18 protein-coding genes and 1 pseudogene are annotated in these 24544 nt (G+C 65.3%); 6 read left to right on the top strand and 13 right to left on the bottom strand.

All coding sequences use genetic code 11. The annotated features are described in order from the left end of the window. Positions 1-284: 284 nt before the first annotated feature. Positions 285-1259: an ABC transporter substrate-binding protein gene (locus tag CLG96_RS00910; protein ID WP_107965986.1), complete on the top strand. Its 975-nt coding sequence runs from the start codon at positions 285-287 to the stop codon at positions 1257-1259. A 60-nt stretch (positions 1260-1319) separates the two neighbouring features. Beyond that, positions 1320-3848 (top strand): TonB-dependent receptor plug domain-containing protein, encoded by a 2529-nt coding sequence (locus tag CLG96_RS00905; RefSeq protein WP_107965985.1) that lies wholly within the window; start codon positions 1320-1322, stop codon positions 3846-3848. A 66-nt stretch (positions 3849-3914) separates the two neighbouring features. On the opposite strand, the gene epsC is transcribed toward CLG96_RS00905, so the two are convergent. The 6 genes from epsC to CLG96_RS00875 all read right to left on the bottom strand — a co-directional run bounded on the left by epsC (position 3915) and on the right by CLG96_RS00875 (position 10309). Further along, complete coding sequence (epsC, locus tag CLG96_RS00900) at positions 3915-4844, bottom strand: serine O-acetyltransferase EpsC (protein ID WP_107965984.1); 930 nt, start codon at positions 4842-4844, stop codon at positions 3915-3917. A 105-nt stretch (positions 4845-4949) separates the two neighbouring features. Then, positions 4950-5339: a 4Fe-4S dicluster domain-containing protein gene (locus CLG96_RS00895; RefSeq protein ID WP_107965983.1), complete on the bottom strand. Its 390-nt coding sequence runs from the start codon at positions 5337-5339 to the stop codon at positions 4950-4952. After that, entirely contained in the window at positions 5336-6934 is a 1599-nt protein-coding gene (locus CLG96_RS00890) for an FAD-dependent oxidoreductase (RefSeq protein WP_243395551.1), read from the bottom strand. Before CLG96_RS00890 ends, CLG96_RS00895 begins: the two co-directional genes overlap by 4 nt. A gap of 10 nt (positions 6935-6944) precedes the next feature. After that, on the bottom strand, positions 6945-8294 hold the full coding sequence (locus CLG96_RS00885) for an LLM class flavin-dependent oxidoreductase (protein ID WP_107965982.1): 1350 nt from the start codon (positions 8292-8294) through the stop codon (positions 6945-6947). A gap of 116 nt (positions 8295-8410) precedes the next feature. Beyond that, a complete protein-coding gene (locus CLG96_RS00880; protein ID WP_107965981.1) occupies positions 8411-9463 on the bottom strand; it encodes an NADP(H)-dependent aldo-keto reductase in 1053 nt (350 codons plus the stop codon). A 45-nt stretch (positions 9464-9508) separates the two neighbouring features. After that, complete coding sequence (locus CLG96_RS00875; RefSeq protein WP_107965980.1) at positions 9509-10309, bottom strand: SDR family NAD(P)-dependent oxidoreductase; 801 nt, start codon at positions 10307-10309, stop codon at positions 9509-9511. A 181-nt stretch (positions 10310-10490) separates the two neighbouring features. On the opposite strand from CLG96_RS00875, the gene CLG96_RS19395 reads away from it, so the two are divergent. Continuing rightward, positions 10491-10631, top strand: coding sequence for an ATP-binding cassette domain-containing protein (locus CLG96_RS19395; RefSeq protein WP_423828184.1), 141 nt, complete (start codon positions 10491-10493; stop codon positions 10629-10631). A gap of 127 nt (positions 10632-10758) precedes the next feature. On the opposite strand, the gene CLG96_RS00865 is transcribed toward CLG96_RS19395, so the two are convergent. Both CLG96_RS00865 and CLG96_RS00860 read right to left on the bottom strand, forming a co-directional pair. Beyond that, positions 10759-11694: a TauD/TfdA dioxygenase family protein gene (locus tag CLG96_RS00865; RefSeq protein WP_107965979.1), complete on the bottom strand. Its 936-nt coding sequence runs from the start codon at positions 11692-11694 to the stop codon at positions 10759-10761. Positions 11695-11740: 46 nt separating this feature from the next. Further along, complete coding sequence (locus CLG96_RS00860; RefSeq protein ID WP_279330460.1) at positions 11741-12697, bottom strand: LysR substrate-binding domain-containing protein; 957 nt, start codon at positions 12695-12697, stop codon at positions 11741-11743. Between the two features lie 113 nt (positions 12698-12810). On the opposite strand from CLG96_RS00860, the gene betC reads away from it, so the two are divergent. Genes betC through CLG96_RS00845 form a run of 3 tightly spaced genes read left to right on the top strand, consistent with a single transcriptional unit; the run spans position 12811 to position 17866 of the window. Further along, positions 12811-14328 (top strand): choline-sulfatase, encoded by a 1518-nt coding sequence (gene betC / locus CLG96_RS00855; protein ID WP_107965977.1) that lies wholly within the window; start codon positions 12811-12813, stop codon positions 14326-14328. A gap of 34 nt (positions 14329-14362) precedes the next feature. Next, complete coding sequence (locus CLG96_RS00850; protein WP_165799470.1) at positions 14363-16672, top strand: TonB-dependent receptor; 2310 nt, start codon at positions 14363-14365, stop codon at positions 16670-16672. Between the two features lie 3 nt (positions 16673-16675). Then, the gene (locus tag CLG96_RS00845; RefSeq protein ID WP_107965975.1) at positions 16676-17866 is read left to right on the top strand and encodes an MFS transporter; all 1191 of its coding nucleotides are present in this window, start codon (positions 16676-16678) and stop codon (positions 17864-17866) included. Here the strand turns inward: CLG96_RS00845 and CLG96_RS00840 are convergent. The 5 genes and pseudogenes from CLG96_RS00840 to CLG96_RS00825 all read right to left on the bottom strand — a co-directional run bounded on the left by CLG96_RS00840 (position 17835) and on the right by CLG96_RS00825 (position 24524). Further along, positions 17835-18164: a DMT family transporter gene (locus tag CLG96_RS00840; protein ID WP_107965974.1), complete on the bottom strand. Its 330-nt coding sequence runs from the start codon at positions 18162-18164 to the stop codon at positions 17835-17837. The two genes, CLG96_RS00845 and CLG96_RS00840, sit on opposite strands and share 32 nt — an antisense overlap. Before the next feature lie 246 nt (positions 18165-18410). Further along, positions 18411-18560, bottom strand: a pseudogene (locus CLG96_RS18555) (IS630 family transposase); the annotation flags it as partial. Positions 18561-18641: 81 nt separating this feature from the next. Continuing rightward, a complete protein-coding gene (locus tag CLG96_RS00835) occupies positions 18642-20696 on the bottom strand; it encodes a hypothetical protein (RefSeq protein ID WP_107966756.1) in 2055 nt (684 codons plus the stop codon). Between the two features lie 28 nt (positions 20697-20724). Further along, entirely contained in the window at positions 20725-21993 is a 1269-nt protein-coding gene (locus tag CLG96_RS00830) for an MFS transporter (protein WP_107965973.1), read from the bottom strand. A 59-nt stretch (positions 21994-22052) separates the two neighbouring features. Beyond that, on the bottom strand, positions 22053-24524 hold the full coding sequence (locus CLG96_RS00825) for a TonB-dependent receptor (protein ID WP_107965972.1): 2472 nt from the start codon (positions 24522-24524) through the stop codon (positions 22053-22055). Positions 24525-24544 lie beyond the last annotated feature (20 nt).

Below are 24544 nucleotides of genomic sequence, written 5' to 3'. Positions count from 1 at the left end.
CCAGCACCGTTCCGAGACGGCTTCGTGCCTGTAAAGACTTTCTACCAAGCTCGCGCAATCCCAATCATCAGACTGATATTGCGCGATAATATCCGCTGTAAAGCGCCGCTCATATCAGCTAGCAAACATACTCTATTGAACAAGTGGGAAATGCGTGGAGCCTTGGCCTCATCCGCATGATGAGGGGTCAAGGGAGACACCATGCCCGCCAAGTTTACAGTCCATGCCAAGGCAGCTGCCGGGACATGGAAGAAATATGGGCTCGACCGGGAAAAGACGGTCGCATGAGGCGCCTGATCCTTGCACTCGGCGTCCTGCTGGCGGTCACGGCCTGCAGCCGGAGCGCCGAGCCAAATAGGGCGGACGTGCTCCACATCGGCAGCCAGCGTGGCGGCACCAAGGCGGTGATGATCGCGAGCGGCGCGCTAGAGGGCGCGCCTTATACGGTCGAATGGTCCGAATTCGCCGCCGCCCAGCCTCTGTTGGAAGCGATCGGCGCGGGTGCAGTCGATCTCGGCCTGGCGGGCGACGCACCCTTCACCTTCGCCTATCAGAGCGGCAGCCCGATCAAGGCGGTGGGCGCGCAATTCGTCACCGAGCGACCGGCAGGCGCGCTCGCCCTCGTCGTGCCCGGAAATTCTCCTGCCCACAGCCTGGCTGACCTGAAGGGCAAGAAGATCGCGACGACGCGCGGATCGGTCGGTCATCATCTGGTGATCCGCGCGCTCCGGCAGGCGAAGCTCCCGCCCGATTGGGTGATCTTCACCTTCCTGGCGCCCGGCGACGCCAAGGCCGCGTTCAGCTCCGGCACGATCGACGGCTGGGCGATCTGGACGCCCTATCTCGCGCCTGCCTTGAAGGAAGGGGCGCGGACGATCGTGGATGGGCGGGGGCTGATCAATGCCTATAGCTTCGACGTGGCGAACGAGAAGGCCATAGCGGCCAAGCGTGCGCTGCTCGCTGATTTCCTGCGCCGCGAGGCCCGCGCGCTTGCCTGGGCCAGGGCCAATCCCGACGCCTATGCCGCCGCGCTCGCGAAGGAGACCGGCCTGCCGCCCGACGTCGCGCGCGATTACGCGGCCAAGAACGCCCGTTCGGCCGTGCCGATCGACGACGCGGTGATCGGAGATGTGCGCCAGGTGCTGGACGATTTCCGCGCTTCCGGCGCGGTCAGGGGCGATCGGGCGCTGGCCGACGGCTTCGAGCGAGACTTCACGACGACCAAGAGCGCCGCGCCAAGCGGCCCGACCACAGGCTGAGCCTCCGGGGCCCGCGAGCCCCGGAGAGGAGCGCAGCCAAGCTAAAATTGGGGGACCATCATGAAGACCATGTTTCTGACCGGCGCCGCCGTGCTCGCCGCGGCTGCCTTCATGCAAGATGCCGTCGCGGCCGAGGTCGCGCCCGCTGACGATGCGGCTGCGGGCGCGGCGCCCGATGACGCCGGCGCCATCGTCGTGACGGGCACTCGCAGCCGGGCGGTCCGCACCGTCGCCGACAGCCCCGTCCCGATCGACGTCATCACGCCGGCCGAGCTTAAGGCAACCGGCAGGACCGGCCTGAAGGAAGTGTTGGGCAACATCATCCCCTCGCTGACCATGCCGGCCCTTGGTGGCGGCGGCACTTCGGCGAGCGTACGCCCGATCTCGATCCGGGGGCTTTCGGGCGACTATCTGCTCGTCCTCGTCAACGGCAAGAGGCGGCATACCACCTCGCTGATCAACAATCTCTCCCGCATCTCCGGCGGATCGACGCCGGTAGACATCGACCTGATCCCGACCAATGCAGTCGGCCGCATAGAGGTGCTGCGCGACGGCGCGGCCGCCCAATATGGCTCGGACGCGATTTCGGGCGTGATCAACATCATCCTCGACGACAGGCCCCGGGGCGGCGAGTTCACCTCCACCGCCGGGCAGCTTTACGAGAAGGGCGGCGAGCTTCTCCAGCAGACCATCGGCTATGGCGCCCCGATCGGCGACGGCGGCTTCGTCCGGTTCGCGGTCGAGGGCAAATATCATGGCCGCGCCGACAGTTCGGCCGATCCGGTGCCCTATGTCTATCCCTTCGTGAACGGCGCTCCCGATCCGCGCGAGGCGACGGCAGACCATCTGATCGCGGGCGGCTATGGCCGGTCCAATCGCGACAAGATCGTCAACAGCTCGCTCAACGCCGCGCTGCCGCTGGGCGACGGGCTCAAGCTCTACAGTTTCTCGACGCTCAGCTATCGCGACATCGACGACAAGCGCGGCGCGGTCGTGCCCGCGACCATCGGTTATGGCGGGCAGGCCAATGCGCAGGGGTTCACATCCCTGCCGCAGATTTACCCATCCGGTTTCCAGGCGCGGCGGCGCATCTGGGAGTGGGATTTCCAGACGGCGGTGGGCCTCAAGGGCGCGCTCGGATCATGGGACTTCGATGTCTCGTCAAGCTATGGCCGCGATCATGTGAAGCTCGGCGCGGCGGGTACGCTCAATCCCTCGCTGGGGCCTTCCAGTCCGACCAGCTTCTTCATGGGCAAGCAGATCCAGGATCTCTGGGTCAACAATATCGACCTCAGCCATGATTACGACATCGGTCTCGTCGAGCCGCTCAGCGTTGCGGTCGGCGTGGAGCATCGCTGGGAGAAGTTCCAGAACATCGCCGGCGAGCCGGACAGCTATCGTGACGGCGGCTATGTCATCCCGGCCGACGGGACGCCGTTCGGGCAGGCCTATGCCGGGCGATCGCCGTCGCCGGGCCTTGTCTCCTTCACCGGCACCTCGCCGGCCGATGCGAGCTCGCTTAGCCGCAACAACATCGCCGCCTATGCCGATCTTTCGACCAACATTGCCAAGACGTGGTTCGTCGGCGTCGCGGGCCGCTTCGAGCATTATGACGACAGCGCCGGCGATACCGTGTCGGGGAAGTTCTCGACCCGGTACGAGATCCTGCCGGGCCTCGCCATACGTGGCGGCGTCAACACCGGCTTCCGCGCCCCCTCTCTCGCCCAGACCGGCTTCTCGACCACGCAGAACACGGTGACGGTGATCGGCGCCAACCGCGTGAACACGACCTCGAAATTCCTGCCCGTGAACAGCGTCGCGGCGCTGGCCCTCGGCGCCAGGCCGCTGAAACCGGAGAAGTCGCTCAATTACACGGCGGGATTCACCTTCGAGCAGGGGCCCGCGCGCCTGACGGTCGACGCCTATCAGATCAAGGTCGATGACCGGATCGTAAAGACCGAATTTCTCGGCACTGCCTCCAATGGCGGTGCCGCGATCCGCAACATCCTGATCGCCAACGGCGTGACCGGCGTGGACAGCGCCCAGTTCTTCACCAACGCGATCGACACGCGTACGCGCGGCATCGACGTGGTAGCCGAATATATGTTGCGCACAACGGGCCTGGGCAGCTTCCGCCTGAATGCGGCCTATAGCTACAATAAGACGAAGATCACCGATATCATCGACAATCCGCCGCAGCTTGCGTCGCTCAATGTCACGCTGTTCGGCCGTCAGGCGCAGCGGGATCTGGTCGCCGCGACGCCCCGCAGCAAGATCGTGCTGTCAAGCGACTGGAGCCTCGGCCCGGTCCACGCGCTGGCGCGCCTGACGCGCTATGGCAGCTATGTCGAATCCAGCAATGTCGCGAGCGGCGACAAGCGCTTTGGCGCCAAATGGGTGACGGACCTCGATGTCGGCTATGATCTGTCCAGTCATGTCACCCTGTCGGTCGGCGCGAACAATCTGTTCGACGCCTATCCCGACCGGAACGGCATCATCGCCGCGGACGGATCGGGCGCCTATGGCAATTTCGCGCCCTTCGGCCTGAGCGGCGGCTTCTATTACGGCAGGGTCTCGGTGAATTTCTGAGGGCTGCGGGCCAGCCCCGATGGCCTGAGTGGCCGGGGAAGGGGGTGGCCCGCGCGCCGACTGGGATCAGCTATCGCCGCGCGGCCGGATGAGCGGCGGCGCCAGTTCGACGAAGCTGTCGGACGGCACGTCCTGGCGCAGCCAGACATTGCCTGCGACCCGCGACCGCGCGCCGATGGTGACGGGTCCGATCACGGCGGCGCCGGCGAAGATCACCACATCGTCCTCGATCTTCGGATGCCGCCGTGTCTCCGGTCCGGAGGCATGCGCCTGTCCTTCCAGGAAAGGCTCTCCACCCAGCGTCACGCCCTGGTAGAGGCGCACGCGCGTGCCGATCACCGCCGTCTCGCCGATCACCACGCCCGTGCCATGATCGATGAAGAAGCTGGGGCCGATCGAGGCGCCGGGATGGATGTCGATGCCCGTGCGCGTGTGGGCGATCTCCGCGATGGTCCGCGCCACGATCGGCGCGCCGAGGCGGTGAAGACGGTGCGCGAGGCGATGATGGATGACGGCCGCGAGCGAGGGATAGCAGAGCAGCACCTCGTCCACGCTGCGCGCGGCCGGATCGTTCCGATAGCCGGCCTCGACATCGCTATCGAGCAGCCGGCGAATGGCGGGGAGGCTCGCCGCGAAGGCGCCGATGATCCGCTGGGCCGCCATGGCCGCCGCATCGCTATCCGGGCCGTTCAGGTTCAGCTCGAGGGCGATCTGCGCGGCGAGCTGGGACAGGATCAATTCCAGCGTGGCGCCGACATAGGCATTCTCGTTGCCGGCATTGAGCTCGGGCGGCCCAAGGCGCAGCGGAAAGAGCGCCGCGCCCAATTCGCGCAGGATCCGCTCCAGCGCCGCGCGGGAAGGGAAGTGCACGCCCTGCTCGGCATAACGCGCATGGGTGGCGCGCCAGTCCAATCGCGCCTGCCGGAGCCCGTCCACCACCGTTTCCAGCTCATTGGGGAAATCGATCGCGGCGGGCAAGACTGCGGTGTCGTTCATCGTCTTTCGTCCTCAGGCATGGCCTTTCATGCGTATCTCCTACTCCGGGACTGGAGATTCGCGCTTCACAGTTTTGTTTGGTTGATGTGAAGCATCGGTGGGGCGTCAGACGTCCGGCTGGCCCGGGTGGCGGTCCCTATAGCGCCGGGCCGCGATCTCGGCTCCTTCGCGCAACAGGGGCCCAAGGCGCCAGAATTGGTCGAGGCTGCCCGGCTGGCTATTTTCTCGCGTCCAGCGATAGCCGCGCCGCAGGCTGCCAAGCTCGCCCGAGGCGGCAAGCGTATCCGGATCGATCCACTCGGGATGACGCTGGTCCGATGCGACATAGATCGCGTCGGCCTCGCAATAGAGCTCGCACATGAAGCAGGTCTGGCACTGGTTGAGCCGGGCAATGACCGGCACGCCATCCGCACCGGGATCGAGGACGTGCGTGGGGCAAGCCGCGACGCAGGCTTCGCAGCCAATGCAGCGATCCGCGAAGATATGGGCGATCATGCCGCGATGCTCGTGTCGCGAGATTGCGCGGCCGGCGTTTCCGGGCGCGTCCAGACTGTTTCCAGCCCGCCCGTCAACAGTCGGAAAGCCTTGTCTAATGACATATCCGGCCTGTCGGTGCGGATGTGCATTCCTCGGCTTTCGTCGCGTGCGAGGGCGGCGGCGATACACCAGCGCGCGGTTGCCGTCATGGCCGCAAGTTCGCGCGCTCCGACCTGATCGAGGCCATCGGCATGATGATGGTGGCTCAGCTCTCGCCATGCATCGTCCAGACATGCGCGGGATGCGACGAGCGATGCCTCGCTGCGCCAGAGCGCCTTGTCATAGGCGATCGTCTGCGCCTGCACCGTCCGCAGCACGGCCTGGCCGTCGACGGCGCGCACGGCTGATGCGGGGCGAAGCCCGGCCTGGCCTGTCCCGCGTGCCGGATCCTGCGCGCGGCGGCCAATGCTGCGCGCGAGGCGGGCGGCGCCTTCGCCGGCATTATGGCCGGAGGTCAACGCCCAGGCGGAGTTCTGCGCGCCGCCGCCGCTGGTCGCGCCCGCGATCAGCTCGCGCGTCGCCGCATCCCCGGCGGCGAACAGGCCGCGCACATCCGTCTGGCAATGTTCGTCGACGATGCGCAGGCCGCCCGTGCCGCGGATGGTGCCCTCGCCGAACAGCTTCACCTCGAAACGCTCCTCGAACAGGCGGACGCCTCGGCGTTCGAACGGCGTCAGCGAGGCGGGCTGGATGTCGCGCAGGATCGTCTTGAGGAGCTGCGGGGCATCGGCGAGGTCGGCATGAACGGGTCCCGCCAGCATCGCCGCCGCCAGCGCCTGAAGATGCGGAGTGCCCGTCATGGGCGGCGGTATGTCCAACTCCCGCCCTTCGGCATCGAAGAAGCGTGCCGCGAAATAGGGCAGGGTCCGCGTCGAATTCCATGCCGGCGACAGCGAATAGGCAGTGGAGAATTCCATGCCGGAAAGGATGGCGCCGGCCTCCGCCGCCATCAGATAGCCGTCGCCGCTATTGGTATGGCTGCCGATCAGGCCCGAGCGGAAGGCGCAGCCGCCCGTCGCCAGGATCACCGCGCCCGCCCGCGCCATCCAGGCCCGGCGGTGCAGCCGCGCATAGCCGGCCGCTCCCGCGACCGATCCGTCGCGATGCACGAGCAGTTCGAGTGCCGGATGATGATCGAGGATGCGAGCGCCGCTGGCGGTCGCGAATGCCCTGAGGGCGCGCAGATATTCCGGCCCGCGCACGCCGGAATAGAAAGTGCCGCCCTTGCCATCCGTGGCGAAGGGATAATGATCCGCAAGCTGCGGGAGCAGGCGCCATGTCACATCGATGATGCGCGCCATCCATTCCGGATCGGCGAGACCGAAGGCAGTCGCCATGCGCCGGTCGATCGCCTCGCGGCGCGCGACTGGATCGGGCGGCACCCACCAGTGATTGGGTCCGCCTGTGGCCGTGACGCCGCTGGTGCCGACGAACCCCTTATCGACCAGCACCACCGCCGCGCCCGTTCGTGCCGCCGCGATCGCCGCCCAGCAGGCGGCCATGCCACCGCCGATGACGAGCACGTCGGCCTCGATGTCGATCCGGTCTTCCAACGGCAGACGTCTATTCGGCCGCGATCAGCTCGGGACGTGCTGCCGCGCTCCAGCGGTTCTCGGGCACCGGCAGGCCGAGATGCCCGCGCAGCGTGTCATGCTCATAGTCGCGACGGAAGAGGCCGCGCTCCTGCAGAATGGGCACTACCCGTTCGCAGAACAGCGCGAAATCGCGCGGGCGGCTGACCCGGAGGTTGAAGCCGTCGGCGGCGCGACCGACGAACCAGCGCTCGATCTCGTCCGCGATCGTCTCGGGCGAGCCGATAAAGGTGGTGCGCCATGTGCCGAAGCGATAGGCGGCCTCGCGCAGCGTCAGATTTTCCTTGCGCGCCGTGCGGATGATGCGCTCGACATGGCCCTTGTAGCTGTTGAGGGTGACGCCGGTGAGGTCCGGGAAGGGCGCGTCGAGCGGATATTGCCTGAAATCGTGATAGTTGAACGCGCGGCCGAGCTGCACCAGCAGCTTCCCGATATCGAAGGCTTCCTGCTGGGCGGCGACGATCGCCTGCGCCTCCTCGTCGGTATCGGCGATCACGGGCGACAGGCCGGGCAGCACGGTGATGAGATCGGGATCGCGGCCGAGGGCGGCGGCACGGGCCTTGAGATCGGTATAATAGGCCTGGCCGGCCTCGAAGCTGTCGGAGGCGGCGAAGACCGCGTCGGCGATCCGGGCGCCGAGATTGCGGCCTTCGTCGCTTTCGCCCGCCTGGAAGATGACCGGCTGGCCCTGGCGCGAGCGGCTGAGCGCCAGCGGCCCGGCCACGGCGAAATGCTCGCCCTTGTGGTTCAGCGGATGCTGCTTGGCCTTGTCGAGGAAGATGCCGGCGGCCTTGTCGCGCGGGAAGGCATCGTCCTCATAGCTGTCCCACAGGCCGCGCACCACGTCGACGAACTCGGCCGCGCGGGCATAGCGGACCTTGTGGTCGAAATGCTCCTCGCGCCCATAGTTGCGCGCCGCGCCCTCGAGGCCGGTCGTCACCACGTTCCAGCCGGCGCGGCCCTTGCTGATATGGTCGAGCGAGCCGAACTGTCGTGCGACGTTATAGGGCTCCCAATAGGAGGTGGTGAGTGTGCCGACGAGGCCGATGCGCGACGTCGCCACCGCCACCGCCGAGAGCAGCGTCAGCGGCTCCAGCCGGTTGAGGAAATGCGGCGCGGTGTCGGGTGTGATGAAGGGCGAGTCGACGATGAACACCAGGTCGAACTTGGCCGACTCCGCCAGACGGGCCTGCTCGATATACCAGTCGATATTGATGCTGGCGTCGCCGGGGAGCGCTGGATCGCGCCAGCTCGCCTGATCGACGCCGACACCTTCGAGGATTGCGTCGAGCTTGAGCTGGCGGGATGGCTTCTGGCCCATGGACGATCTCCCATATCGGTCGATCGCATGTAGTCGGGCCAAGCGCCCGGGAATAACGATGCCTTCTCATAACGGGTGCCGTCGCCGCTCATAGGATGGCGTCGGACATGCACTTTTCACGGGCAGGGATCGGGAATGGCGTGCTGGATCGCCTCGATCTCGGCCAGCACCTCGGGCGAGAGCGTGACGTCGATGCTGGCGATGTTCGTGCGGAGCTGCTCCATCGAGGTCGCGCCGATGATCGTCGAGGTGACGAACGGCCGGCTGTTGACATAGGCGAGCGCAAGCTGCGCCGGATCGAGGCCGTGCGCATGCGCCAGCGCGACGTAGCGCGCGCTCGCCGGCACCTGCCCCGGCGTGTCGTAGCGGACGAACTGCTTGGCGACCTCGCGCCGCGATCCCGGCGGGATGACGCCGCCCAGATATTTGCCGGTAAGATTGCCGGAGGCGAGCGGCGAATAAGCGAGGAGGCCCACCTGCTCGCGCAGCGCGATCTCCGACAGGCCGATCTCGAAGATGCGGTTGAGCAGGCTGTAGGCGTTCTGGATCGAGGCGATGCGCGGCAGGCCCTTGTCGCGCGCGAGCCGCAGATATTCGCCCACGCCCCAAGGCGTCTCGTTCGACACGCCGACGTGGCGGACCTTTCCGGCCTTCACCAGCTCGTCGAGCGCGGACAGGGTCTCCTCGATCGGCGCGGAGTCCGGATGATCGGCCAGCCGGTCGAGGCCGCGTACGCCGAAGAAGGGGACGGTGCGGTCCGGCCAATGGATCTGGTAAAGATCCACATAGTCGGTCCGCAGCCGCGTCAGGCTGTCGTCGATCGCCTGATGGATGTTGCGCCGGTGGAGGCGGTTGTCGCCGCCGCGGAATTTGCGCGGATCGCCGGGACGCAGCGGGCCTGCGACTTTGGTGGCGAGCACGATGTCGCCGCGCCTTTTGGTCTTGGCGATCCAGCTTCCGATATATTCCTCGGTCCGCCCCTGCGTTTCCGGGCTGGTGGGCGTCACGGGATAGGCCTCGGCCGTATCGAGGAAGTTTACGCCTTGTTCGAGCGCATAGTCGATCTGGGCATGGGCCTCGGCCTCGCTGTTCTGCGAGCCCCATGTCATCGTGCCGAGGCAGATCAGGCTGACGTCGATATCGGTGCCGCCGAGCTTGCGGAATTGCATGGCTGTCCTTCGGGATTGAGTTGGGGAAGGGATTGCGCGAGCGCCTCAATAATGGATCGCGCGTGGGCTGCCACCGCCGGCAGCGATCGCGTCGCCATTGATCGCGACGCTCTTCGGCGAGGCGAGGAAGGCGACGACGGCCGCCACTTCCTCGGCTTCCACGATCCGGCCGATCAGCGAGCCGCCATAGAGCGCCTTCTCGGCCTCCACCTCGGAGATGCTGTCGGCGGCCGCACGGGAAGCGACGATCGCGGCGGTGCGCTCCGTGCGTGTCGCGCCGGGGTGGACGACGGTGACGTTGACGCCCTTCGGCCCCAGCTCGTCGGCAAGCCCCTTGGTGAGCGCCGCCACCGCGACGTTGCGCACCGATCCGGGAATGGTGCCGGTCTGGCGCGCGGCAAGCCCGCTGATGTTGATGATCCGTCCCCAGCCATTGGCAACGAGATGCGGCGCGGCGGCGCGGGCGACGCGCAGATAGCCGACCAGCTTGGTGTTGATCTCCTCAAGGACATAGTCGGAGGAGACGCCCGCTATGCCCGGCACGTCCGGCACGGCGCCCGGACGGGCGGCCGCGTTCACCACGATGTCGAGCCCGCCGAGCAGGCCTATTGCCGCCGAGACGAGCGCGTCGACCGAGGCATCCTCGCGCGTGTCGACCGTCACCCCATGGACTTCGCTGCCGGTCGCCGCGGCCAGCTCCTTCGCCGCGACGGTCACGGCCTCGCCATCCCGCGCGGCGATGACCACCCGCGCGCCCTCGTCCAGCAACGCCCGCGCGATCGCCCGGCCGATCCCCCGGCTGCCGCCCGTCACCAGCGCCCGCTTGCCCCTGAGCTCAAGATCCACGCCCGTTCCTCCATCGATCCGCCTGTCTACCGCGCACGCAATAAGAAGAGCGGAGCGCCTGTCCTGCCAATTCCGCTGATCCTCTTATAAGAAAAGCTCATCACGGGCTTTGCTCGGCATAGATATGCCGTGATTAACTATTCTCCATGAGCATGGCTTGAAGTTGTCTTGTTTCGACAGGATGCCTCAATGCATTAATTATGATCTCAGCCTTGATGTCCACAAGGGCGAGCTATTCGGGGCCATCGGCCGGTCCGGGGCCGGCACGTCCATCCTCATCCGTCCGATCAACGGCCTGGAGCAGTTGAACGCCGGCCGTTGATCGTCGACGGGGAGGATGTGGCCGCCGCATCGGCCTGCTCTCGTCGCGGGCGATCGCGGACAATGTCGCCTTCCTGCTCCGCATCGCCGGCATGCCGAAGGGATCAACCGAGGCCACAGCCTAATCGCTACTCGGCTGCCAAGGCGCTGTAGAACTCAACTGGCTTGAGTTGTCGGCTCTTCTGGCCATCGATCCCCAGCGGAATATCGCCGCTGATAGTCACCCGCCGAACGACCCGATGCTGGGTGCCATAATCGTCGATGGCATAATGCTGGGTCGCGCGATTGTCCCAGATCGCCACATCCCCTTTGCGCCAGTGCCAGCGGACCGTGTTTTCGAGGCGCGTGATATGGCTCTGGAATGTCTCGAACAGGCGCCGCGAATCTCCCGATGACATTCCGACGAACTGTTTGAAGAAGCTGCCCAACAGCAATGAGCGCTCGCCCGTTTCCGGATGCAGCCGCACGACGGGATGCTCCGCTTCATAGACCGTCGAGACGAATGTCGCATGATAGGCATCGGTCTCCTCGTCCGCCTCGGTCTGGTTCGCGGCATAGTCATAGTCGTTGCTGTGGATCGCCCGGAGCGTATCGGCCAGTTGCTGGAGCGGCTGCGGAAGCCGCGCATACGCTTCCGCCGCATTGGCCCAGACCGTGTCGCCGCCAGCCTCCGGAATGGAGACGGCGCGCAGGATCGAGGCAGAAGGATAGTTGGTCAGGAAGGTCATGTCGGTGTGCCAGGTGTTGGCCTTGCCGCCATGGTGCGAATCCAGTTCCAAGAGGAAGTCGCCATGCTGCGCTGGCGCGGTCGGATGCCTCACCGGCTTGCCCAGCCGGGCGGCGAACGCCTGATGCGCCTCGTCGTCGAGATGGGACTGTTCGCGGAAGAAGAGAACCTTGTGACGGAAGAGCGCTCGACGCAGAGCCAGGATCGTCGCGTCGTCGAGATCGCCTTCCAGTCGCAGCCCCCGCACTTCGCCGCCAATCCGTCCTGCAACGGCGACGATATCGAGCGGCCCGGCCGGGTCGGGCAGATTTGGATAAGCGGCATCAACATCCGTCATCGGGGTCTCCGTCGGGTAGAATCGCTAAACAGGCTGATGAGGCTCCTCAGCCTTCACAATCTTCAAATGCCGTGGCGCGTAAGGCGTCCGGCACGCTTGGGGTCGCCAACCAGGCCTTGACCGTCGCCACGTCCGCGTTGCGCGGTCGGTGGAGAGGCTCGATGATATGATAGCCGCGCGCGCTCGTCAGCGGTTGAGGCGTCAGCCGCACCAAGCTGCCATTGCCAATGAGTTCGTCGATCAGAGGTGCCCAGCCCAGAGCCACGCCCTGGCCCAGCAGTGCTGCTTGCAGCACCAGCTGATAATTGTTGAGCGTCAGGTCCTGCTGGCCAGCGCGGGGACGATCCCCGAAAGCCGTGAACCAGTCATCCCAGGCAAACCAGCGCTGCCGGCCATCGCTGCGCAGATGAAGCAGCCTGAACCTACCGACCTCGGCGGGCGCCATCGGTGTCGTATGCCCGCCGAGATAGGATGGCGAGCAGACCGGATACACCTCCTCGGCAAAGAGCCGCGCCGATTTGCAGCCGGGCCAGTCCCCATGTCCGAACAGCACAGCCAGATCGAAATCGGCCAACTCGGCGTCAATATTGGACTGGCTGTCAATATTGGATTGGGTCGTGATCAACCGGACCTCCACATCCGGCATCAGCTCGCTCAGCGCGGCGATGCGCGGCATCAGCCACCAGGCCGCAAAACCGATATCGGTCAGGATATGCAGCGTCTTCTCGGTCGCATGTCGACGTGCCGAGGCCACGCCGTCGGACAGCATCTTCAGGCCCTGCTCGACCGACGCGAGAAAGGCTGCGCCCGCCGAGGTCAGCTCGACTCCCCGGTGGCGCCTGACGAACAGCTCGACGCCGAGATCGGCTTCCAACTGGGCGATGTGCTGGCTCACACCGGCTTGCGTCATCAGCAGCTCGCCTGCGGCGCCCGCAAACTTGCCGTGCCGGGCCGCCGCTTCGAACACGGCCAAGCCTCGCAGCGGCAATCGGTGATACCGCATAGCCGTTGTAGCCATTAGCGTCACTTATCGCATCCTTAAGCAATCAGGGGGTTCACGCCCCGGCTGCCGACATCCTAGTTGAACTCTACCGTGTTGATAGAGAATTTGGCTGGATGACGCCCAAGTTAAACTTTCTGTTCCTGATGGCAGACCAGATGGCCGCGGCCGCCCTGCCATTTTATGGGCATGCAACGGTGAAAGCCCCGCATCTGACGCGCCTCGCCTCACGCGGCGTGCTGTTTGATTCCGCTTATTGCAGCAGCCCGCTCTGTGCGCCTTCGCGCTTTTCCATGCTGTCGGGGCAGCTGCCGTCGCGCATTGGCGCTTATGACAATGCATGCGAATTTTCGGCGGAGACGCCCAGCTTCGCCCATTATCTCCGGATCGCAGGCTATCGCACGATCCTCGCAGGCAAGATGCATTTCGTCGGGCCGGACCAGTTGCACGGCTTTGAGGAGCGGCTGACGACCGACATCTACCCCGCCGACTTTGGTTGGACGCCTGACTGGGCGCGCATCGCCGAGCGGCCGAGCTGGTATCATTCGATGGATTCCGTGCTGACCGCCGGGCCCTGCATCCGCACCAACCAGCTCGATTTCGATGAGGAGGTGGTTTTCGCCACACGGCGCAAATTGTTCGACATCGCGCGCGGGACCGACGAGAGGCCCTTCTGCCTGGTCGCCTCGCTCACCCATCCGCATGACCCCTTCGCGATCCCGCATCGTTATTGGGATCTTTATGATGCCGATGAGATCACGCTTCCGCGGGTCGTCATTCCGCTCGACCGGCAGGACCCGCATTCGCTGCGTCTGCGTCATGTTTGCGGCAACGACCTCGATCCGATCAGCGATACGCAGATATTGGCCGCCCGCCGTGCATATTATGGCGCGATTAGCTTCGTCGACGAGCAGGTCGGCGCGATCCTGGCCAGCCTCGAAGAGGCGGGGCTGGCGGACGACACGGTCGTCATCCTGTGCGGCGATCATGGCGAAATGCTGGGCGAGCGCGGCCTCTGGTACAAGATGAACTTCTTCGAAGGCGCGGCACGTGTGCCGTTGATCATAAGCGCGCCGGGAATATTCGCCCCGCGCCGCGTCCGAGAAAATGTCTCGCTCGTCGACATGCTGCCGACTTTGCTCGACCTTGCCGAAGTAGGTGCCGCCGAGGGGGCTCCGCTGGATGGCCGCAGCCTGCTTCCGCATCTGGCGGGCGACGAAGGGCATGACGAGGCGATCGGCGAATATCTGGGCGAAGGCGCGATTGCGCCGATCGTGATGATCCGCCGCGGGCGCTTCAAATTCATTCATTCTCCGGCCGATCCCGACCAGCTTTACGATCTGTCGGCGGATCCGGACGAGCTGAGCAATCTCGCGGCTGAGCCTGCGCATGCGGCGACCGTGACGGCGTTCCGGACGGAGGTGGCGGCGCGCTGGGATCTGCCGGCGCTCGAGCAGGCCGTGCTCGCAAGCCAGCGCCGGCGGCGGCTCGTGTCCGCCGCCAATATGCGCGGGCAGCTCAAGGCCTGGGACTATCAGCCCGTTCGCGATGCATCGCGCGAATATATCCGCAGCCACATGGATCTCGAGGCGATCGAGGCGGCAGCGCGCTTCCCGCGCGTGCGCGCCGGATAAGCCTCTTTCTCATCACATTTTCGAGGGGGACCTAATGACCGGACCATCATTCAAGATCGCGAGCGTGGCCGGCGTGCTCGCCACGCTGATGATCGCCGCGCCAGTTCTGGCCGCCGAGGAGGCCGCGCCTGCCGATGCGGGTGCGCAAGGCGGCGAGATCGTGGTCACCGCGACCAAGCGCAGTGCCAATCTGCAGGATGTGCCGATTTCGATCAGCGTGGTCGGCGGCGAGGATATCGCCGATCGCCAGATCCGCGACGGCATCGGCGTGGCCCGCCAGGTTCCGAACCTCGTCGCCGAATCCGCGATGGGCGCTGCAATGCCGCGTTTCCGCCTGCGCGGCATAGGCACCAACGACTTCACGCCCACCTCGTCCTCCGCGGTCGGCATCTATGAGGATGAGGTCTATATCAGCGCCGGCTCCGCCCAGAGCGCGCCGCTCTACGACTTGGACCGCGTCGAGGTGCTGCGCGGTCCGCAAGGATCGCTCTGGGGCAAGAACACCACCGCCGGTGCGATCCACTATGTCACGACGAAGCCGGGAGATACGCTGTCGGGGCAGGGGCGGCTGGTCTATGGCAGCGATGACACGCGCGAAGCCGAGCTGGGGATCGGCGGGCCTGTCGCCGAGCGCCTGTCGGCGCGCGTCGCCGGCGTCTACAAGCATCGCGACGGCCAATATCGCAACGCCTTCACCGGCAAGCATGCCGGCGATTATGATATCTGGGATCTGCGCGGCCAGCTCCTGTGGGACATCGCGCCCGATGCCTCGCTGCTGGTGAAGGCGCATGGTGGCGAGACAGAGCAGGACCAGCCCTTGCAGCATGTCGGCCTGCTCGCGGGCGGCACCGATTTCGACGGTTATGCGGAGCGCGACGACAGCCATGCGCTCAGCAACAATGGCCCCGGCTATACCCGTGCCCGCCGCTTCGGCACCGACGCGCGCCTTGAGATCGATCTCGGCGGCGCAACGCTCACGGACGTTGCAGGCTATGAGCGATCGAGCTCGCTCGTCTATTCCGACGATGATGCGAACCCCGTCTCGCAATATCATGAGCGCTATGGTGGCCGCTCGCGCACCTTCACCAACGAGCTGCGTTTGGCCTCGCCCGATGGCGATCGCCTCGGCTGGATCGTCGGCGCCTATTATCTGCACGACAAGACCAACAGCTTTGGTCAGCTCGGCCTCTACAGCCCGGTCAATTTCGGGGTGGATGGCGCAGCCTATGACTTCGACGTCAAGACACGGAACCTGGCCGGCTTCGCGAGCCTGAGCTTCCAGATAACGCCGCGTCTCAAGCTGACCGCGGGCGGACGCTACACCTGGGAGAAGAAGAGCATCGGCGGCGTCGCCTATGACTATGTGACGCAAACCGGCAATATATTCGACGCAAGCGTTCCGAACCTCGTCTACATCGATACCGAGAATGGCATCTATGTCGATGCGACGGGGGCGCCGATCGCGCCCACGCCGTCGAGCCGGTCGTGGAAGCGTTTCACCTGGGATGTGTCGGCCGACTACAGCATTGCCGACGATGCGCTGCTGTTCGGACGCATCGCACGCGGCTTTCGTTCGGGTGCCTTCAACACCTATGTCGCGAGCCCGGGTGATCTGTCGGCTTATGATCCGGAGACGCTGACCTCCTATGAAGTCGGCGTGAAGACAAGCTGGCTCGATCGGCGGCTGACGCTGAATGCCACCGCTTTCCATTATGACTTCAAGAATATGCAGGTCACGGTGCTGCAAAGCGTCGGCACCAGGACGCAGAACGCCGCGTCCGCGCGCGTCAACGGCTTCGAGATCGAGGCCACGGCCCGGCCCGTCACCGGGCTGGCGCTGAACGCGGGCTATGGCTTCCAGTCGTCCAAATATACCGACTTCCCCGACGCCTCGGTGCCCTTCCCGGTGAACCGGGGCGCGCCGCTCGACCTGACCGGACAGCGGCTGGAGCGGGCACCCCGCAACACGCTCAACCTGTCGGGCACCTACGAATTCGCGCTGCAGGGTGGGACGGTCAGCTTCAACACCGACTGGCGCTACAGCAGCCGCTATCGCTTTCATGTCTGGTCCGACGCCACCAACATCAATCCGGCACCATTCCTGGCGGGCGCAGCCGAGCGTGCGCTGGTCCGCGATAGCTTCAGCCAGAAGCCCTTGTGGCTGGGTGATGCGCGGGTTGCCTATCGCTTCGATGCCAGCGGGCTGGAGATTGCGGGCTGGGTGAAGAACCTGACCGACCGTGCCTATCGCACCAACAGCTTCGGCATGTTTTTCAACCGCTCGATCAGCATCTATCCAGGCGAGCGCCGCACCTACGGCTTGTCCGCCGCATACCGGTTCTGATTGATGGGCAGCGCGCCGCGCCGATCGTCTGCCCCGACCTATGTTGCCATTGGCGCGGCGACGGGGGCGGCCCATATCGGCAACAACTTCACCACCTATCTGGTCGGCGGGCTGATCGATCGCTTCGGTTTTTCGCCGATCCAGATGGGTGGGTGGAGCATGGCCGAGACGCTGGCCTATGCCGGCGCGATGTTCCTCGTCGCGCCGCGCGCTTATGGCCTTGGTCCCCGCTCGCTCGGCCTCGCGGCGACATTGCTGATCGTCACGGCGCAACTCCTGTCGGCGCTATTGTCGTCCTATCCGCTGCTCCTCGCCGGGCGGATCGCGACCGGGCTGGGCTTCGGGCTGATGAACAGCGCGGTCAATCTCGCCGCGGGGCAAACCAGCCATCCGGCACGCGCGATTTCCGCCGGCATCGCGGTCCAGACCCTGTTGTTCGCCGCCGTCAATATCGGGCTGCCCATGATCGGCACCCGCTATGGCGTGGACGGGATGTTCGTCGGCCTAGCAACTCTCTCCGCACTGCTTGGCGTCGGAACGCTGCTAATGCCGGACGCGGTGAGCGGCGCGAAAGATCCTGTCGTCGGCATCCGGATCCGCATCGGCGCCGACGGTGGGCGCGTGCTGCTCGCAATGGCGCTCTTCGCGTTCGGCAGTCTCGCGATTTGGCCCTTCGTAGAGCGGGCCGCGCGCGCGATTGCGATTTCGGCCATCGAATTCGGACGCTATCAGAGCGTCGCCACCTTGTTGAGCGCCGTCGGCAATCTCGCGATGGTGGCGGTCGCCGCCCGATTGCCGCGCGCACTACCGCTATCGATCGCGTTGATCGTCTGCGGCGGCGCTTGCGCCCTGCTCACCACCGCGCCCTCGGCGCCGTTCTTCGCAGCCGCCCTGATCTTCTACAATGTCAGCTGGTTCATCGTATATCCGCTGCTCCTGGGGCTCGCATTCGCGGTCGAACCCGGTGGCCGGCTTGCGGTGATGACGTCGGGCGTGTGGTTGCTGTCCCAGTCGCTGGGTGCGTTGGGTGCCGGCATGATCGCGCAGTTCCTGGGCGGCTACTGGCCCTTGGGTCCGCTGGGGCTGATCGCCTGCATCGCCGCGATCGTGGTGGCCTGGCCGCTGGCGCGGAAGCTTGATTCGGCCGCAGACAGCAGCGCCATCAGTGCCGCGCCGGCTGTGACAGCAGATTGATCACCAGCGTGCCAGCGATGATCAGCCCGATGCCGATCAGCGTCGCGCCATCGAGCTTCTGCCGGTAAACAAAAAAGCCGACCAACGAAATGATGACGATCCCGATACCGGACCACAGAGCATAGGCGATGCCCATCGGGATGACCCTGAGCGCAACCGACAGGCAATAAAAGGCCGTTAGATAGCCGACTGCCACGACGGCAGTTGCCACAGGTTTGGTAAAACCGTCTGCCGCTTTCAGGGCGGAGGTGGCCACGATCTCGAAGCCAATCGCGGCGAAAAGATATAACCAGTGCATGGCGTTTCATAGTGAGGCGCAAAGTCGAGGTCCAACAGATGCGTGATTGGGCCGACGGTGCAGCCGGCGAGCGTGACGTTGGCCATCAGCAGCGGGCAGGCGCATCTCAGTGCGCGGCAATCCAGGGGCGGCAGCGGCGTGGCGCCGCCTAGTGCGGGCGCGGAGCGCCGATCTCGAGGAAGCACCCGCCATACTGCGCCCCAGCCGGCGTCAGCGCGATTGCCCGCTATTGTCTCTTGCAGGAGCGATCACCGTGCCGGTCTTGACGCCGAGCGCGGCGATCAGGTCGGTGGTGCCATGCTGCTTATAGTGGCTGGCGACCCGTGCGACCTGGCCAGGGCGCATCGGCAACACAGGCGTTGTTCGCTCGATCGCCTGGATCTGCGGCTTCTCATCAAATCAGATCGCCGATGTTCAAATTTCTCCCTTCGCAGATGCTGCAGTCGTTGCCACGAGAACGCGCAGGAGAAAGATCTATTATCGCGCGTGCATCCCAGGCGGCCTCAGCGCGAGGAAAATGGTGCTCCAGAGCTGGGCGGCATTTGATTCATCCTCATCCGTTCCGCGCTGGCCGAACGGTTCTACCCGATAACCGCCGTTCGCATAGGACCATGACCAGAGTTCGGAAGTGCGTACCGCGTTCGCATTTTCGATCACCCTCCAAAGGTGGGTCCGGGCGCTGGTCAGGATCGTGCGCACCTCGGCGGGAAGATCGTGACGTGCCAATTGCCGATCGAGCCCCGCAGCGAGCATCGCCTGCTGCCATGACCAGATGACGGTACCATGGTAGGCGGAGTTGCCCAGACGCTTGCGTGTTGCCGGGTCGGCGAAAGCCGGATTGGCCACCAGCAGCCCCGCATCCGTCATCAACCCGGCCGGGAAGGGACGCATCATTGCGGCGACCGTCCGTGCGACCTCCATGGGCGCGGGATTTCCGAACAGCAGGCCGAAACCCTCGTCCGAATGGAGCACGGGAACGGGCCGGCCTTCGGCATCCAGGGCGAGCGCGTTGAATGTGATCGGCTTGCCCGAAAGAGCAGCGAGCGCGGGCCCGGACGGCACGCCTATCTCGGCCGAGTAGGCATCCAGCTGCTCGGCCGCTCGCTCGGCCGATATGGTGAGCGCGAAGAGCGCGGCCGCCCGCCGTTCCCACAGTTCGGCTCGCTCCGATGCGCCGGCGAGCCGTTTGCGCCGCTCGGGCGACAGATAGGCGTCGAGCTGCCCACTCCGGACGAGGCCGTCGATCGCGCGCAAGGCAGCGGGCACAAAGATCGCGTTCACGTCATAAGGATAGCGGCCACGGCCGAGCCCCTCGCCGCTGTCACGCCACTGCCCGGCCATATGGCCTTGCTTCAGCCCGACCAGATTGGCGGCAGTGGGCGAGGAGGCGAAGGCCGCCGTCCGGTCCATCACCCACAGCAGGTTGCGGACGAGCGCGTCGCCATTAGCTTCGCCGCCGGTCATGCGGGCGGCGAGGAAGGCGGGCGCGCGGCCTCGCGACCTCGGCTCGTCCAGCAGCCAGGCGGCGGCGACCGGCGCGAGCATGAAATCATCATCGATCATCGCATAGTCGTGGATCGGCGTGTCGCCCGGCGCGCCGCTCTGTTTCAGGTGCCGCAGAACCGCATATTCGCCGATATCCTCCTCATGCGCCACCTCGCCGCCGGGCGAGAGCCGTGCCAGCACGGCGCCGACACCTGCCTCGACTGCCTCGGGCTGGAGTACAGGCATCAGCAGCCGCACCGACATCAGCGTGTCGCGTCCGAAATAGGTGTCGAAACGCCAGGAGCCGGCGAGATATTTCTCGCGGTAGCTGAGAAAGGCGAGGGCGTCGCGCGCGCGCCGGTCGTCGGTGGCTCCGTCCGTGAGCAGGCCCAGTCCGCCGAGCGGGCTCAATGGTGTCTCGCCGGTCAGCGCGGTGATCTTGAGCCGGATAGGGCCGTTCGCGCTCATGATCCGGCTGGGGGCGACGGTGCCGCCAACGGCCTCGACCACAAGCCGATAGCCCGCAGCTCCGTCGAGCCGATCGCGGCTCCAGCTCAGGCGGTTGCCGCTCACGATCGGCGGGGTCAGGATTTCGGCCGGCGCCTTGCCCAGCGATTGATAGTCCCTCAGCACGCGGATGGAGGAAAGGACCGCCTGTCGTACGTCCAGCCTGGTCGCGTCGATCACGGCTTCGGCTTCGATCCCGCGCAGCGGCCGACCGTGTCCATCGATCGCCGTGACGGGCCGGGGTGGGGTCGTCAGCGTCCAGGCGACAGGCCGCCCCAAATGTTCGAACCACAGGCCGACGCCGCTATTTCCCGCCGGAAACGCCACCAGGATGCGCGGGTCCCCGCCCGAGCGGAGCAGCAGATGCGCCGCGACTGGCCCTTCCCGCACGAAGGCGTTGATGTTGCGGCCTTCGTCGATGCGGAAGGCGAGCGGCGGCGCCGTAGTAGGAGATCGATCCGCGATCGCGGGGGCGGCGGCGAGCGCGACGAGGGCGATCGCCGTACCCATCAGGGTCCGGAGAAAAAGCGGGCGGATCATGTCTCTCTCCTTCGGGCGCCGCTTGCCGTCACGCCGCCAGCTTGTGGAGCGCCGCGACACGGCCGCCATGATCGTCGATCGTGCGATGCAAGGCGAGCGCGCAGCCCGCGATCGCCATCATCGGCCCGAGCGTGAGGTAAAAGGCGAACTGCCCGGAAAAATGGGCGAAGACGAAGCCGGTGATCAACGAGCCGAACGTGCCGCCGAGCGCGGAGAAGATCACGATCATGCCGATCATCGCCGCATGGCTGGTGCGCGGCAGCGCGGTCAGGATCACCGAGTTGAGCGTGGGATAGATCGGTGCCATCAGCACCCCGATCAGCGGGAGGAGATAAGCGGCGGCCGGGGCATCGAGCCAGGTGGCTTGCGCCGGGACGATCACCCCCGCCGTCAGCGGCAGGACGAGCATGACGAGCAGCGCCATTCCCGCCAGCGCGGAAAGCAGGACGACGATCCACGGCAGCCGCCGTAGCAGCGCGCTCGCGCCCAGCCGGCCGAGCGCGATGGAGCCGGCGAACAGCCCCGAAAGCTTCACGCTCATCGCCGGAGGCAGCTGAAGCACCTCATTGTTGAAGGTCGGCAGCCAGGTGCTGATGCTCTGTTCGATCAGCACATAGCAGAAGGTGCCGACAAGGAAGGCGATCGAAGCGGGAAGGAGCGCAAGCTGAAGCATCGCCCAGAAACCGGGGTTCTTGGTTCCGTCCCCCTGTGTGGCAGGGCTCTCGTCGAGCGGGGTTAGCATCCATAGCGCTGCGGCCGCGAGCGCAAGGGCGGCCATGATCCAGTAGACGTTCAGCCACTCGCCTGGATGCGTGGCGACGCCGATGAAGTGGCTGAACAGTGCGAAGCCGCCGAGCAGGCCCAGCATGAACAGACCCTCCACCAGGGTGGTGAGGCTCGCATGGCGCTGTGGTTCCGGCGCGAGCAGCCCGATCGAGGCATAGACCGCCACCTTGACGATGCCGAAGGAGAAGCCCGTCACCGCGAATAGCAATTGGGTAGCCCAAAAGGCATCGGCCAGCCGCATGACAAGGCAGGCGGCCGCGATAAGGATCTGGACCCCGATCATCGCGCGCCGATAGCCGAAGCGAGGAAGCTGGGTGGCGAGCAGCGCGGAGGCCGCTACCACCGACAGATCCTTGAACGCTTCGAGGCTGGCCGCGCGGGTCTTGGCGACCAGAAATTCCCGAAGCGCCTGGAGGATGACGATCCCGACGCTGTTCATCAGGATCGCGAACACAATGTAGGTGAGGATGAGGGCAGCGATCGCACGTCGCCGATCGTCGAAGAGAGCCATAGCGCTTCTCGCCTGATTAGGCCGGCCGGAAGACATGGCTTCCGGCCGGGCGATTGGCCTCAGAATTTGTAGGCGGCGGTCAGCGTGGCATGGCGCCCGAAGATCGGGCGGCCAAGAAATGTGCCCCCGGACGCCGCGCCACCGATGATGCGTGCATTGCCCTCGGTCAGCGCAAGCTTGTCGAACACATTCTCCACCGTTGCCTGGAACGATAGATGATCATCGATATCGAGCGACGCGCCGACGTCGACGGTTTCGTAGGAGCCAAGGGCCTGCTGATTTTCCACATCGGAAAAACGCTTGCCGACATGGGTAAAGGTACCGAACAGACGCGCCTCGCCCAAGCCCGTCGAGAATTCATAGCTGGGCAGCAGTGCGATCAGGAATTTCGGTTGGCGTGACACGCGATTGCCGCTGTTTTCGCCGAAATCCTTGAACTTGCCATCCTGCACCACGCCACGGGTGGCGAGTTCGAACCCCGTGATGGGCCGGATCGCGCCTTCGAATTCGAGGCCATAGGCACGCGATCCGCCGATGCGGGTCAGGTTCGTCTGGGTGCCGTCCGGATTCTGGACGAACTGCTGGAAGGGAAGGCCCTTGAAGCGGTTATAAAAACCGGTGAGGAAAAGGTCATAGAACCGCGTCGATGTCTTCACCCCCAGCTCATATTGCTTGACGGTCTGCACATTGAACTGGCCATCGCGCAGATTGTCGAACTGGGGAAAGGCGAAGCCGCTATTGGCGCGCGCAAAGACATTCAACCTGTCCGTGATCGAATAAGTGGCACCTGCTGTCCACGAAATCTTGCTCTTCGCATATTCAATCGTGCGGTAGGTGCCGTTCAGGATCGCGGCGCTGTTATTGTAGAGGGTAAGCGGGTTGCCATCGAGATCGACGCCGGTCGTGTTGTTCTCCAGCGTCGCATCGACCTTCTGACGTTCCCAGCGAGCGCCTGCATCGACACGCAATGTCGGTGTCACCTTCCATTCATCCGACAGGAACAGCGCCGTATTGCGGCCATTATAGCTGGCGTTGACGTCGAAGAAGGGGCTGCCGACGAAGCCGCTGCGGCTGACGGCCACGCCATTGTTCAGGCCGACATTCACGAGCCGGGCATTGGGTTCGACGGTCAGCAGGACGTTGTTGCCGAGATACCAGAGGTCTCTCGACGAATAATCGGCAAAGTAGCCGCCGATCGTGAGATTGTTACCGGAGAAAATCTCGCGCGACAGGCGAAGCTCATCGGTGAAGCTTTCGAGCTGCTTGTCGACCGACCAGATGCCGGCCTCCAGCACCGCCTGGCTGCCGGCCACGGTGCCGCTGCCGTTGACGAAGGTCGCGCTGCCGCCGGTAGCCGGGCGGCCTGCTGCAGCGAGCACGGCGGCATTGCGGTTCGCCGCGGTCACCTGGCTCGCGATATAGCTCGTCAGCGAGGTCGGATTGCCGCCGGTGAAGAGACCGCGCGTGTTGGCGTCGCCTTTCAGATAATTCATCTTGTTCGACAATTGGAAGGCATCGAACTCGAAATCGAAAGTGGCGCCGAGCGTCGTGATCTTGGCGCCGCGGCCCTCGCCGAGATCGAGCGCCTTGGTAACGGGCGTGGCGCCCGGCGCGACCTCGATCGAAACGCGGCGGATCTCGTTGCCGATCAGCGTGTCATTGCCCGGGTCGAAGCCGGGATAGGCCGAAATCTTGCCGTTGTTCGAAATGAGCGGGATGCCTGTGTAGAAGGCATTCTTGTCGTCGAGGCGGCGCGCATAGACCGTCACTTCGCCATTATCGAACTTCTGCGTCAGGCTACCGGTAACCTGCCCGCCGCGATCGGCGGGAAACTGTGTGTCGCGCAGGCCGTCGCTGGTGCGATAGAAGCCACCGATCATGAAGGTCGTGTTCTCGGCGACTGGCCCGGAGACGACGAAATCACCGCGATAGAGACCTTCGCTGCCCAACGTCGCACGGATGCTGCCCTGGGGCGTGCTCGTCCCCTTCTTCAGGATGAAATTGGTGGTGGCGCCCGGCTGTCCGTTGGAAAAGATCGGGCTCGGTCCGCCCCGCAGCACCTCGACGCGCTCCACCGTGTCATCGAGGCGGAACAGCGAGCTGTTCTCGAGGAAGGACAAGGTGGGCGGCGGGAAGATCGGCGAGCCGTTCATCTGGATGGTGAGATAGGGCGCATCGCCTCCCGATGGGAAACCACGGATGAACACGTTCGCGCCCGCCGTGCCGCTTGACGATTCCACCCACACGCCGGGCACGATCTTCAGCAGATCGGCGGTGCTGGTCGGCTGCGTTTCGCGGATCATCTCTTCGGACGCAGTGCTGATCGAGAAGCTGGCATCCAGCTTGCGCAGGCCATCCTTGCGGGCAACGCCGGTGACGATGATCTCGTCTTCCGCTTCGGCCGGTGTCCCGGCGGTTGCGGCCGGAGCGGGCGCTGCCGCTTGGGCGAGCGCGCAGCCCGACCAGGCGAGCGCGGACGACGAGATCGCGGCAAGCGTCGCAGCCTTCAGCAACAGGCTGTAATTATTCATATATTATTCCTCTCCATATG

The organism is Sphingomonas oleivorans, assembly GCF_003050615.1.
Taxonomy (GTDB): domain Bacteria; phylum Pseudomonadota; class Alphaproteobacteria; order Sphingomonadales; family Sphingomonadaceae; genus Sphingomonas_H; species Sphingomonas_H oleivorans.
This window is presented reverse-complemented; position numbering and strand designations above follow the sequence as displayed.